Annotated in this window: 13 protein-coding genes; 6 read left to right on the top strand and 7 right to left on the bottom strand. The window is 52.3% G+C overall.

The genetic code is table 11. The features are described from left to right. The first annotated feature begins 1 nt into the window (after position 1). The 3 genes from ABJV08_RS11545 to ABJV08_RS11535 are packed head-to-tail and all read left to right on the top strand — an operon-like array spanning position 2 to position 3,065. Positions 2–448 (top strand): hypothetical protein, encoded by a 447-nt coding sequence (locus tag ABJV08_RS11545; RefSeq protein WP_348038204.1) that lies wholly within the window; start codon positions 2–4, stop codon positions 446–448. A gap of 29 nt (positions 449–477) precedes the next feature. Beyond that, positions 478–1,860 (top strand): NAD(P)H-hydrate dehydratase, encoded by a 1,383-nt coding sequence (locus ABJV08_RS11540; RefSeq protein ID WP_348052794.1) that lies wholly within the window; start codon positions 478–480, stop codon positions 1,858–1,860. Further along, positions 1,857–3,065 (top strand): class I SAM-dependent RNA methyltransferase, encoded by a 1,209-nt coding sequence (locus tag ABJV08_RS11535; RefSeq protein WP_348036749.1) that lies wholly within the window; start codon positions 1,857–1,859, stop codon positions 3,063–3,065. The genes ABJV08_RS11540 and ABJV08_RS11535 overlap by 4 nt, the downstream gene beginning before the upstream one ends. 46 nt (positions 3,066–3,111) lie before the next feature. Here ABJV08_RS11535 and ABJV08_RS11530 read toward each other — a convergent pair whose 3' ends face one another. The 5 genes from ABJV08_RS11530 to ABJV08_RS11510 form a co-directional block, all read right to left on the bottom strand. Further along, on the bottom strand, positions 3,112–3,540 hold the full coding sequence (locus tag ABJV08_RS11530) for an MAPEG family protein (protein ID WP_348036751.1): 429 nt from the start codon (positions 3,538–3,540) through the stop codon (positions 3,112–3,114). A gap of 48 nt (positions 3,541–3,588) precedes the next feature. Beyond that, a complete protein-coding gene (locus ABJV08_RS11525; RefSeq protein WP_348036753.1) occupies positions 3,589–4,020 on the bottom strand; it encodes an MAPEG family protein in 432 nt (143 codons plus the stop codon). Between the two features lie 74 nt (positions 4,021–4,094). Beyond that, positions 4,095–5,294, bottom strand: coding sequence for a type III PLP-dependent enzyme (locus tag ABJV08_RS11520; protein WP_348036829.1), 1,200 nt, complete (start codon positions 5,292–5,294; stop codon positions 4,095–4,097). A gap of 145 nt (positions 5,295–5,439) precedes the next feature. Beyond that, positions 5,440–6,609, bottom strand: a complete 1,170-nt coding sequence (locus ABJV08_RS11515; protein ID WP_348036831.1) for a carboxynorspermidine decarboxylase — start codon at positions 6,607–6,609, stop codon at positions 5,440–5,442. 1 nt (position 6,610) lies between these two features. Beyond that, positions 6,611–7,828, bottom strand: coding sequence for a saccharopine dehydrogenase family protein (locus ABJV08_RS11510; protein ID WP_348036755.1), 1,218 nt, complete (start codon positions 7,826–7,828; stop codon positions 6,611–6,613). A 53-nt stretch (positions 7,829–7,881) separates the two neighbouring features. Between ABJV08_RS11510 and ABJV08_RS11505 the strand changes: the two genes are divergently transcribed. Then, entirely contained in the window at positions 7,882–8,865 is a 984-nt protein-coding gene (locus ABJV08_RS11505) for a pyridoxal-phosphate dependent enzyme (protein WP_348036757.1), read from the top strand. On the opposite strand, the gene hemA is transcribed toward ABJV08_RS11505, so the two are convergent. Continuing rightward, complete coding sequence (gene hemA, locus ABJV08_RS11500; RefSeq protein WP_348036759.1) at positions 8,862–10,082, bottom strand: 5-aminolevulinate synthase; 1,221 nt, start codon at positions 10,080–10,082, stop codon at positions 8,862–8,864. The two genes, ABJV08_RS11505 and hemA, sit on opposite strands and share 4 nt — an antisense overlap. A 113-nt stretch (positions 10,083–10,195) precedes the next feature. Next, positions 10,196–11,011, bottom strand: a complete 816-nt coding sequence (gene murI, locus ABJV08_RS11495; protein WP_348422307.1) for a glutamate racemase — start codon at positions 11,009–11,011, stop codon at positions 10,196–10,198. Between the two features lie 171 nt (positions 11,012–11,182). Here murI and plsY point away from each other — a divergent pair, with 171 nt between their 5' ends. Then, the gene (plsY, locus tag ABJV08_RS11490; RefSeq protein ID WP_348036763.1) at positions 11,183–11,758 is read left to right on the top strand and encodes a glycerol-3-phosphate 1-O-acyltransferase PlsY; all 576 of its coding nucleotides are present in this window, start codon (positions 11,183–11,185) and stop codon (positions 11,756–11,758) included. Between the two features lies 1 nt (position 11,759). Next, positions 11,760–12,881, top strand: a complete 1,122-nt coding sequence (dprA, locus tag ABJV08_RS11485; protein ID WP_348036765.1) for a DNA-processing protein DprA — start codon at positions 11,760–11,762, stop codon at positions 12,879–12,881. Positions 12,882–12,958 lie beyond the last annotated feature (77 nt).

Genomic DNA, 12,958 nt, shown 5'->3' with positions numbered 1-12,958 from the left:
TTTGACCGTTTTGATTACGGCCTGTGACAACCGACCCGATAATGAGGTTCTTGCTGACGCGGAGCAACGCGCAGCGGCAAGCGCCAGCAATGACGGTAAAATCGAATGTGCGATCAACGGAAGCAACGAGTTTACCCGGGATTGCTTCACCGAGCGCCTCAGCGGAGAAGGCGGCGTGACAATGATCATTCGTCATGCGGATGGCGGCTTTCGTCGGTTCAATGTCCTGACCGATGGGCATGGATTGGAAGCCGCTGACGGATTCGACAAAGCGAAAATATCGATTGTGAAAGATGGCAAAATCCAGGTGGCCGTCGGACCGGATAGATATCTATTGCCAGCGCAGATAAAAGCGGAACCAGCACCCGCTAAAGCCGCAGATGCCAATGAAGTTGCTGCAGAGGCGAAGCCCAGTTCAGGTGAAGCTCCGGCACAAGCCGGAAACTAGAGGCACGCTTGCTCAATCACGCGAATATCTTGACCGCCGCTGAGATGCAGCTGGCGGAACAGACCTTGATTGACCAAGGGACCTCCGTTCAGGAGTTGATGCGCAAGGCCGGGCAGGGCGCCGCGCAGATGATCTGGCGACTATCGAATGACATGCCAACGCTGGTTCTTTGTGGTCCGGGAAACAACGGTGGTGATGGCTATGTCATCGCCCAATGGCTGCTCGAAAAAGGCGTAGAGGTCAGGGTTGCCGCGCCGGTCGAACCGAAAACAGAGGCGGCGAAACAGGCCAAATCCTTGTGGCGAGGAGAAACGCTTGATTGGAATGAAGCCCAGCCCGCGCAACAATTTGTCGATTGTCTTTTTGGTACCGGATTGACGCGCGAGATTGGTGATGAGTGCTTCGACCCTTTTCTAAGACTGTTTGCAGGTGCCAAAAAACGCTTGGCGATCGATCTTCCGAGCGGGATTGAATCGGACCATGGTATATTGCTGAATGCTGTTCCCGCCTTTGATACCACGATCGCTCTGGGCGCTTTCAAACCGTCGCATCTGTTGGAACCGGCACGATCGCTTATGGGGAATTTGGTGGGAGTGGACATCGGGATTGATGCCGAAAGCAAGTGCGCGTTTGTGCAGAAGCCGAAACTGCACGCGCCATCGTCTCGGGATCACAAATATAGCCGTGGTCTGGTTGCTGTGGTTGCCGGCGAGATGGCAGGAGCCGCGCAACTTGCCGCAATGGCGGCTCAGAAGTCGGGTGCCGGCTATGTCAAAATATATGCGCCAACAGGCTTTCAAACGCCCCAGCCCAGTATCGTGGTTGAAACATTTAGTGATAATGGCGAGCTTCAGCAAAAGCTATCGGATAGCCGGATTGCAGCCCTTGTTCTCGGTCCCGGCATGGGCAGGGATGCGCGAGCGCTATCCTTGCTAGCCCCCGCTCTTGCAGTGGAAACTTCGCTCGTCATTGATGCCGATGCATTAACGGTCGCCGGATCAAATTTGGCAGCTATGCTGCAGGCACGCTCAGCGCAGACGGTCGCAACGCCCCATCACGGTGAATTTGCTCACATATTTCCGGGCGGTAACGGACAAAAGCTGGTTGATAGTCGCAAACTGGCCATGGAAGCCGACGCTACTGTTCTGCTCAAAGGATCCGATACCGTCATAGCCGATCCTGATGGCCAGGCAGCGATATCGTCTATGTCATGCCCATGGCTCTCCACGGCGGGCACAGGCGACGTGCTGGCCGGGATTGTTGCAAGCCGGTTGGCAAGAGGCCTGAGTGGCTATATGGCGGCTTGCGAAGGCCAATGGCTGCATAGCCGTGCGGCACGTTTGGCCGGCCCCGCTTTCACGCCAGAAATGTTGATCGACCAACTCCCCGCTACTGTGCAGGAATGTTTATGACCGCGACTTCCGATCCCGATTTGATTCTTCGCGTTGCCGCCAAGGGCGATGGCGTCACTTCAGACGGCCGCCATATTGCTTTTTCAGCGCCGCTCGACCGTCTCAATGAAGAGGGTGGACTGATCAAAGGACCGCATCATGTTGATCCTCCCTGTCAGCATTTCCAGTCTTGCGGCGGTTGCAACCTTCAACATCTGGATGACGAGAGCTATAGCCAGTTTCTGATCGATCGCGTTGCCTATGCGCTTGAAGGGCAGGGATTGAAGGCAGAGCTGCTGCATCCACCACAAATATCACAACCGAAGACCCGCATCCGTGCAAGTTTGCGCGCGGCCAAACTGGGTGATCAATTCAAGCTTGGCTTTAGCGGCGCCGGAAGCCACCGAATTATCGACCTCAAGCAATGCGAAATCATGGCACCTGAAATGTTCGCCCTGATGGCGCCTTTGCGGAATTTCTTGAAAAAAGCGGCTCGGCGCAAACATGATATGAATATCGAGATGACTTTGGTCGATCAGGGCGTCGACCTTTTGATCGGGAATTACGAACCAGATGGACTCGAACAACGTGAAGCTTTGTCAGACTTTGCGCAAAGCAATGGACTGGCTCGCTTGTCTGTGGACGGCGGCTATGGCCCGGAAACACAGTGGGAACCAGAGCCCGTAACGGTGACGCTAGGCGGAACAGCGATCAGTTTTCCGCACAGCTGCTTCCTGCAACCCACCCGCGATGGCCAGAAAACACTGGTGTCGGCTATGTTGGAGACGGTCGGCGAGGCGCGTCTTGTCGCCGATCTTTTCGCGGGTCTGGGAACATTCACCTTGGCTTTGGCGGAGGATCAGAAAGTTTATGCCGCAGAAGGCGCACGCGATGCGATCGGCGCGCTTAAAATGGCAGCCAATCATTCTACCCGCCAGATATTCTGCGAGCATCGAGATCTCTTCAGGCGTCCGCTCAGCGCGGAAGAGCTTAACCGCTTCAATGCCGTTATTCTTGACCCACCGCGGGCCGGTGCCAGAGACCAGATCATGCAATTGGCTCAATCTGAAGTGGAAAAAATCTGCTATATCAGCTGCAATCCAGCCAGTTTTGCCCGAGACGCAAAGCAGTTATGTGATGCAGGCTATAAGCTTCGGCAAGTGTGGCCGGTCGGGCAGTTTCTATGGTCAACCCATGTCGAGATTGTATCGAGTTTCACCCGATAAAGAGTTGTCCGGCGCCAAACCTATGGCGCCGGACAATCGTAATTTTTTAGAAGACAGCCAAAGCCGCGTGGATTGCCAAAGCGATAATACACAGGCTGGATAGTGCAAAAACCGCAAAGCGGAATAGCACCCGATTACTGGTGACCTGGATAAGGCTGTGTACCACTCGAAGGCCGACATAGATCCATGCAATGGTAAGATTAAGACCATGGCCCTGACCCGCGAGGATCAAAACAACACAAACCGCGTAAAATAATGTGGGTTCGGTAAGCAGGTGATTGTAATTATGGGCCTTCCACTGAACTTCCGGCGGAAGCAGTTCATCAAGATCCCCACCTTTCCCGCCAACCAGATTGGCCGTGTCGATCTTGGCTTTGCCCATGGCTGGGATCCGCGTGACATACATCCAAAGCCAGATCAGCATTGTCCACAAGATGAGAGCAACCATTGGCTGCAGCAAGGCACTATTTTCCATGTTCATATCTCCCCGATATTATTGTTGTGAGTGTCTAGGTTTGTTAAGTCAGAAAAGTGTCGCCCAAACCGCATTGATCGCCAGAATGACCAAGCAGATTGTCGACGCCACAAAGAGAACAAGCCTTACTTTCACCAAATTGACGGTGACTTGCCAGATGCTGTGGATGATCCGGATGATCACATAGGCCCATGCCAGATATAAATTGGCACCATAAGCTGCATCGGAAATAGCAAGGATGATCACGGTTGCATAGAATAGCGTCGGTTGTTCCATCAAATGGGTGAAATTATGGGATTTCCAATTCACCTTATCGGGTATCACTCCCTCCAGATCGCTTCCTCGGCCGCCGGGCTTGGCATCGGAAAGATTGGCTCCGGTTTTTGCTAAGGCTGGAAATCTTGTACCGGCCATCCAGAACAGAATGATGAGTGACCATAGGACCAGAACAGCCGCTGGAGCCAAAATTGCAGTGTTCATTTTGAAGTTCTCCTCATATTGTGGAGAAACTGCTTCAACTGTAAACGATTGTCAATTGCAACTTAATTTGTGGCTCAAACGCTGGGAAAAGACACTACATTTTCGCGATCTGATCGATCCAGATTGTCACCAACATATAGACTCGCCATTGGCTCATCCGTGACATCATATTCTTCGCTGCTGCCATAGCCGTTGAAACGTGTCCGCATTGCTGAACCATAAGCGCCGAGCATGCCGATCTCTATATAGTCGCCGGCTCTGATTCCGTCGGGCAAGTTAAAGGGGCCGGCCATGAAATCCATGTCATCACAAGTAGGGCCATAGAAGCTAAAGCCGGTTATCGCCTCATTGGCGGCATCTCCGCCGATCTGACGCACCGGAAAACGCCAGCCTATATGGGCCGCATCGAACAAGGTGCCATAGGCACCATCATTGATATAGAGCTCGTTGCCGCGGCGGCGTTCCACCTTGACAATCAACGAGCTATATTCTGCTGACAATGCCCGGCCCGGCTCGCACCAAAGCTCGGCGGAATAGCTGATCGGCAAATCTTCGAATGTCCGGTCGATAGCGGTAAAATAATGATTGAGGGAAACGGGTTCCAGATCGGGGTAAATCGAAGGAAAACCACCACCCACGTTGACAATATCGACGGTGACCGAAGCGCTGACGATAGCCGTCCGGACACGCTCCAGAGCATGAACAAATGCAAGCGGCGTCATCGCCTGACTGCCGACATGGAAGCAAATCCCTAGGCTATCTGCCATTTGTCGGGCCCGTTGCAGCAATTCTATGGAATCATCTACATCCACGCCAAATTTAGAGGCCAAGCTGATTTCTGCAAATTCCGAAGCGACCTTTATTCTGACACAGAGGGTCAGATCATCGGCACCGTCGGTTCCCAATTCAATCTTCTCAAGCTCTTCAAGACTATCCAGAGAAAATATCCGCACGCCGTGGTTACGATAGGCTTCGCGTATCGATGCGAGTTGCTTGATCGGATTCATGTAACAGAGGGTTGCCTCGGGTAATGCGGCACGGACAAGCCGTACCTCGTCGATCGAAGCCACGTCATAATGGGTTATGCCTTCTTCCCATAGAATCTGGAGCAGCGTGGGTGAGGGATTGGCTTTCACCGCATAGAGGGATTTTCCCGGAAATTGTTCGACGAAATAACGCGCCGCGCGCCGTGCCGCGTGCGGCCGGTTCAGTAGGACGGGAATATCGGGACTAAGGGCCTTCGTCAGTTCCTCAGCATCATGGTAATTGCGCAACTCAAGGGACCCCCTATCGGCCAAGATCTATTGAGCTGCCTTGCGGTTTTGCAAGCGACCATGGGGCAGCGAAGCGCGGCTATATGGCCGGTTTTCGGATCTGTAAAGACCCGCCGATAGAGAAAATCGCAGATTAGGTCAATTTTTAGCTCAAACGGTTGCGAAACGTAGTCCAATCGAAACTTTTCAGGCATTTTAGGTCATCATTTGCGCTGTTCCAAAGCCAGATCGAGGGCAGGGGCACGCCGTTGAATGTGTTGGTCTTGACCATCGAATAATGCGCTTGATCGAGAAAGGCGATCCTTTGTCCTATATGGGGTTCATCAGGCAGGATATAATCGCCGATTATATCGCCGGCGAGGCAACTGGGGCCGCCTAGCCTGATTGGCATGCCTTCGCCTTGCTCCCCGAGCATTGCTGGTCGGTAAGGCGCTTCAATAACGTCGGGCATATGGCAAGTGGCTGATATATCAGTGATTCCAATTGGCATGCCATTGTCGAAAACATCGAGGACCTCTCCTACCAATATGCCTGCATCCAGTGCGACGGCCTCTCCCGGCTCAAGATAGATACAGCACCCGGACTTGGCTTTTAGATTTTTGAGAAAAGTAATCAGGGCCTCGCGGTCATAATCATTCCGCGTGATATGGTGACCACCACCAAGATTTATCCATTTGAGAGAACCAAAATGCGGAGAAATCAGAGGTTCCAGCTTATCCCAAGTCTGTTGGAGCGCATCAAATCCTTGCTCACAAAGATTGTGAAAGTGAATGCCCGACAAATGCTGAAAATGCGCCGATTTCAATTGACTGACCGGAAAGCCCAATCTGCTATGAGGCTGGCTGGGATCGTATTTTGCTGTCTCACCGAGCGCAATTTCAGGGTTTACCCTTAAACCCAATTCGGAACTCTCTAACTTAAGACTCTGATTGGAATCGCTTTTCCATTTTTCGATTTGTGCAGGATTGTTGAAGGTAATATGTTGGGAAAGATCGCACAATTCTGCTAGATCGTCCGCCTTATAGGCCGGTGAATAGGTACTGATTGGCCCGTTATAATGGGCCTTGGCAAGCCGCGCTTCCCATAGGCCCGAGGCACAATAGCCATCGAGATATTTGTCGATCAAAGGCCCAAGGGACCACATGGAAAAGGCCTTGAGAGCCAGTAACATTTTGGCCCCGGAGCGTTCCTTAATATCCCTCAGTACCGCAAGATTCCGACGCACGGCCGCTTCATCCACGACAAAAGCAGGCGAAGGAACTCTGGTTAAATCAAAATGCGCAAAAGCGCCGGGATCTCCTGCCTTGGTCTCCATGTCAAAAGGCCAAAGGTGCTTCCAATTCTTCCATTTTCCAGGATAGGCCATGCTCGTTGAGCATCTCCATGAACGGATCGGGGTCGAATTGCTCCATGTTGAACACGCCTTCGCCCTTCCACGTTCCGGATAGCATCAAAGCCGCCCCGATCATCGCCGGAACCCCGGTCGTATAGCTAACGCCCTGATTACCGGTTTCCTCGAAGGCGGCTTCATGACTGCAGATGTTCTTGACGTAGAGCGTTTTCTGGAGGCCATCTTTGACGCCGGTTGCAATGACACCGATATTGGTGTTGCCTTTGGTGGTTTCTCCTAGACTAGCGGGTTCTGGCAATACCGCTTTGAGGAATTGTAGCGGGATAATTTCACGGCCTTCATACATCACCGGATCAATCCGGGTCATGCCGACGTTCTGAAGGACTTCAAGATGGGTTAGATAGGCGTCGCCAAAGGTCATCCAGAAGCGAATGCGCTGGATTTCCGGGATGTGGGTTTTGAGTGATTCAATTTCTTCATGATACATGAGATACATATTCTTCTCACCCACCGCCTCAAAATCAAAAGCCTGTTTATGGGAAAGCGCAGGAGTTTCTACCCAGTCCCCATTCTCCCAATGGCGTGCCACAGCAGTGACTTCCCGGATGTTAATCTCGGGATTGAAATTGGTCGCAAAATGCTGGCCATGATCGCCGCCGTTACAATCAAGAATATCAACAGTATCGATCCGGTCGAAATGGTGTTTTTTCAGCCAGCTGGTAAAAATGCTGGTCACGCCGGGATCGAAGCCCGAGCCAAGGAGCGCCATAATACCGGCATTCTTGAAGCGCTCCTGATAGTCCCACTGCCATTTATACTCGAACTTGGCTTCGTCGCGTGGTTCATAATTTGCTGTGTCGAGATAGTTGGTCTTCGTTGCAAGGCAGGCATCCATGATCGGCAAGTCCTGATAGGGCAATGCGAGATTGACCAGCAAATCAGGTCTTTCCCGCTCGAGTAATGCAGTCAACGCCGGCACATTATCAGCATCGATTTGAGATGTAGTGACGTCTATTCCGGTACGTTGCTTGACAGAGGTGGCAATGGCCTCACATTTTGACAGGGTCCGACTAGCCAGTATAATCTCTGAAAAAGGCCCGCTACCCGCCGCAATCTGCTGCGCCATCTTGTGCACTGCAACCGAGCTTACGCCGCCGGCACCGATCACCAATATTTTGCTCATATTTTTCACTCTAAATGCTGGAGAAATTAGAGTCGCGCATATAGGAAGACCACATGACAGAGCAATACCTCTTGGACCCCGCCCGGCAACCGACTTTGGCAGGCGTTGAACGCGCAGCGCAGAAAGTCGCCGCTATTTTGCCTTCTACCCCGCTGCTACCGTTAGCAATCGAAGGCAAAACCGTCTGGTGCAAGGCAGAATGTTTGCAGCCCATAGGCGCATTCAAAATCCGTGGTGGCTGGCATCGCTTGACCGATTTAAACGTAGAGCAGCGTAAAAATGGTGTCGTTGCGTTTTCTAGCGGAAATCATGCCCAGGGCGTGGCTTGGGCCGCGCGGCGGTTGGATGTGCCAGCAACCATCATCATGCCTGAGGATGCTCCTAAAGCCAAATTAGCGAACACAAAGGCTTTGGGGGCCAAGGTCATAACTTATGACCGGATGAGCGGTGCACGGGAACAATTGGCTGCCGATATTTCCAGAGAAACCGGAGCCGTGGTGGTTCCGAGCTTTGATGACCCATGGATTGTCGAAGGGCAGGGCAGTTGTGGGTTGGAAATACGGGAACAAATGATGGCTCAAATTGGATCGGAACCTGATCAAATCATCGCTTGTTGCGGCGGCGGCGGATTGGCTAGTGGTTCAGCACTAGCCAATCCCGAAGCCAAGATCGTTGTGGTCGAGCCCGAAGGTTGGGATGATATGAAGCGCTCGCTTGCTGGCGGGAAAATTGTCCCGGTGAAAAATGATCCTCCAGAAACCGATTGTGATGCGCTTCAGACCCTCTTGGTTTCGCCGATCACATTTGATATATTGCGCGAACGCAAAGTGGAAGGTGTCGCGGTGTCTATTGCTGAAGTCCACAACGCTATGCGCGTCGCGTTTGAGCAGTTGCAACTGGTTGTCGAACCCGGTGGCGCGGTCGCCTTGGCGGCTGCATTGGCTGGCAAAATATCGGTTACGAACAACACCGCCATCACTTTGTCTGGCGGCAATGTTGACAATGACCTGTTCGCTCGGGTTATTGCGGGTAGCTAAGCTGCGATTGCCAGTTCAAGGTCCATGCGACTCCAGATTTCGACCAACGCCTTGGTGAGGTCCTTCATCATCGCTTCCGTATGGGCAGGACCGGGAGTAAAACGCAGGCGTTCACTGCCGCGAGGCACTGTTGGATAGTTGATCGGTTGCACATAGACGCCATATTCGGCGAGCAATATATCGCTGATTTTCTTAGCCTTGACCGGATCACCCACGAGCAGTGGAACGATATGGGTTGTCGAATCCATCACTGGTAGTCCAGCATCGGCAAACAGGTCTTTGAGCGTTTGAGCGGCCGCTTGTTGGCCATCCCGTTCCGCACTAGACTGTTTAAGATGGCGAATGCTGGCCAGCGCTCCGGCAACGAGAACCGGTGACAGGCTGGTCGTGAAGATAAACCCCGGAGCATAAGACCGAATGACGTCGATGATTTTCTGGTCAGCTGAAATATAACCGCCCATGACACCCACGGCTTTGGCCAACGTGCCTTCCACGATGGTCAATCTATGCGCTGCTTCATCGCGCTCGGAAATTCCGCCACCGTTTTTTCCATACATGCCAACGGCGTGGACTTCATCACAGTAAGTGAGTGCGTTATATTCGTCTGCCAAATCGCAAATTGCGTGCAATGGAGCGATATCGCCATCCATTGAATAGATGCTTTCAAAGGCAATTAGCTTAGGAACTTCAGGGTCTTCAGCAGCCAGAAGCTCTTCAAGATGTTCCAGATCATTATGGCGGAACACCCGTTTTTCGCAGCCGCTGTTTTTGATGCCAGCAATCATGGAAGCGTGATTGAGTTCATCAGAGAAAATTATGCAGCCTGGTAAGATCTTGGTCAGCGTTGAGAGCGTAGCTTCATTGGAGACATAGCCGGATGTAAACAGCAGCGCCCCAGATTTTCCATGCCAGTCTGCCAGTTCCCGCTCAAGTTGGATATGATAATGGGTGTTGCCGCCGATATTGCGCGTTCCGCCGGATCCCGCGCCTACATCATGCAGCGCCTCTTCCATTGCGGCGATGACATCCGGATGTTGACCCATCGCAAGATAGTCGTTGGAGCACCAGACCGTAACGGGCTGTGGCCCGTTGTGATGTGCGAAGCAACGAGCGTTGGGGAACGCCCCCTTGTTTCGCAAAATGTCGATGAATACCCGATAGCGCCCTTCGGCATGAAGTCGGTCAATCGCCTGAGAAAAAATTTTATCGTAGTCCACTATGCACCAAATCCTGCGTCAAATCTGTTTTGCGACCTTGAGAACTGGCCCCTAGCGGCATTTTTCTAGAAATTCCAGCGCTAACCACTCGCAATAAGACGATATTCGCCAATCTAATCCAGCGCTTCAAACCGTCTGATCCCAAATTCCGCGAAGCTAGGGTGATAGGCTGTGATAGGTTGAAGCTCGCCGGTGGTGACAAATATATTCTCCCGGGTTTCTGTCGGCCATGACATTTCTTTGGTCAGATGAGCAATGCGATGCGCTATTCCTTTGGCACCATCAATCAATTCAATCGGCCATCCGGCCGCTTGGGCGAGTTCATGCCTTACGAGAGGAAAATGGGTGCAGGCCAGGATCACGGTGTCTAACCGATCGCCGTGAACTTGATCCGTCAATCCAGACATTGCGCTCTTTACAATATTCATATCCGGTATTTCACCGCGAAGTTTCGCTTCAGCCGCATAAACGAGCTCAGGGGCAGCATGGCGCAGCAGTATTTTGTCAGCGGCAAAGTCGGAAGCAAGCTTGTCGACATAGGGTTGTCTGACGGTTGCCTGCGTACCTAGAAGGCCTATCACGCCGGTTTTGGTCAACTCGCTGGCCGATTTAATCGCAGGAACGGTCCCGACCACTGGAATATTTAAGACGGAGCGCACGTGATCAAGCGCAATCGTGGACGCTGTATTGCAAGCAATGGTTACCAATGCTGGCTTGTATCGCTCAACCAATCTCCCGAGCAGCACCGGGATACGCGATGCCAATTCCTCTTCGGACTTCATACCATAGGGCATGCCAGCATAGTCTGCTGCGTAGACAATTGGCGCGTTGGGCAGTAATTTTTTTGTTTCACTCAACACCGAAAGTCCCCCGACGCCGGTATCGAAAAACAACAAGGGTGGGCATTCGCCGATCTTTGTATCGTTCATCATTTGCCCATAGCCAAAATTTCACAACAACGGCAACCGCTTCGGTTCGTCTGACAAGGGTTTGGCCTTGGCTGCTTTTTACCAGCTATTACTTGCTCATAGGCAATCCTGAATATAGCGCAGAAGTCGCAGGGGGATTTTTCAGTGCAGTCGATGTGGATGGAACCAATATTGGTATTGTTGTTTGGCTATTTGCTGGGCTCGATTCCATTTGGCCTGGTTTTAACCCGCCTGTCTGGTGGAGGAGACCTGCGCGAAACCGGGTCCGGAAACATTGGCGCAACCAATGTTTTGAGAAGCGGTAACAAGCCGCTGGCCGCCCTTACATTGTTGCTGGATATGGCGAAAGGTTACGCTGCAGTTTACATTGCACTACAGATATCTGGCGGCCTTGGTGTTTTGGCCGGGTTGGGCGCCTTTCTTGGCCATCTATACCCTGTCTGGCTTAGGTTTAAAGGAGGCAAGGGCGTCGCTACTTTGCTCGGCGTGGTTGTTGCACTGATCCCGATGGCCGGGTTGATATTTGCGGTCACATGGCTCGGATCGCTTGCCCTTTGGCGCTATTCCTCGGTAGGAGGAATGCTCGCCGCCATATCGGTTCCGATCGCGGCCTTCGTCTTGGGAGAATATGCCATGATGCCCATGTTCATCGGCCTTACCCTGCTTGTTCTGTGGAAACACCGCCCGAATATCGAGCGGTTGATTGCAGGTGAAGAGCCGAAGGTCGGAGCCTCGAAAAGGGCTTGAAGTGCTTGAGATAAGTCAGGAAGCCTTCGATCGGCTTCGGCTTATCCGTTCGGGCAACATCGGACCTGTCTCCTACCGACAATTGATAAAAAGATATGGATCTGCGGCGAGGGCTTTAGAAGCCATCCCCAGTATGGCGGCGCGGGGAGGCAGAAGATCTTTTCGGTTGGCGGAAACCAAGAAGATTGATCTTGAACTTCAAGCTATGCACCATCTCGGTGCCAGTTTGACCTTCCTTAACGATCCCACTTATCCTTCTTTGCTTGCGGAGCTTAGCAATGCACCGCCAGCATTGCTCTGGAAAGGTCGGCTAAATCTTTTGGAAAAACCAATTGTGGCCATTGTGGGGGCCAGAAACGCATCTGCCGCCGCGTGCCGTTTTGCCCAAGGGTTGGCGAATAACCTTGTTGAATCCGGCGTTTCAATAGTTTCTGGGCTGGCAAAAGGTGTGGACACGGCCGCCCATCAAGGTTCGCTAAAAAAAGCAACAATAGCAGTGATAGCGGGCGGCCTCGATGTATTTTATCCCCCTGAAAATGAGAGAATGCAAACCGAAATAGCGCGGCGGGGTCTGCTGTTGGCGGAACAGCCGCTAGGAACGGAACCGCGTGCGCGGCATTTTCCGTATCGGAATAGGATAATCGCCGGACTAGCCCGAGGGACGGTTGTTGTTGAAGCTGCGCCTCGCTCTGGGTCCCTTATTACCGCTAGGTTGGCAGCAGAAGCAGGGCGACAGGTGATGGCTGTACCGGGCTCACCGATCGATCCGCGATCAAAAGGTTGCAACATATTGATCCGGGAAGGCGCAACGCTAGTGCAGTCCGCCGATGATGTTCTGGAGCTCATCGAGCACTTCGACGAGAGAGCGGAACAGGCGAATCGACATCCAAATGCGGAAACAATCAACGATGACTCCGATATTGGTGAACCAGATCAGACAGAATTTGAGGATATGGATCGTGAACCTGTAATCGACTTGCTTAGCGCAACGCCGGTAACGGTGGATGAACTCGCACGACAATCAAAATTTCCTGTTGCTGCGGTGCAATTGACGCTTCTCGAGCTAGAACTTGCCGGAAGGCTAGCTCGTCATGCCGGTGCCCGGGTCAGTTTGAAAAATTAGGTATCTGCCGATTGCTTAATTTTCAATCAGCATTGACAAAAGATTTCATTCAGGGCCTTGACCTGCAGGCAATTCAT

The organism is Parasphingorhabdus sp., from assembly GCF_039982395.1.
Classification (GTDB): Bacteria; Pseudomonadota; Alphaproteobacteria; order Sphingomonadales; family Sphingomonadaceae; genus Parasphingorhabdus.
This window is presented reverse-complemented; position numbering and strand designations above follow the sequence as displayed.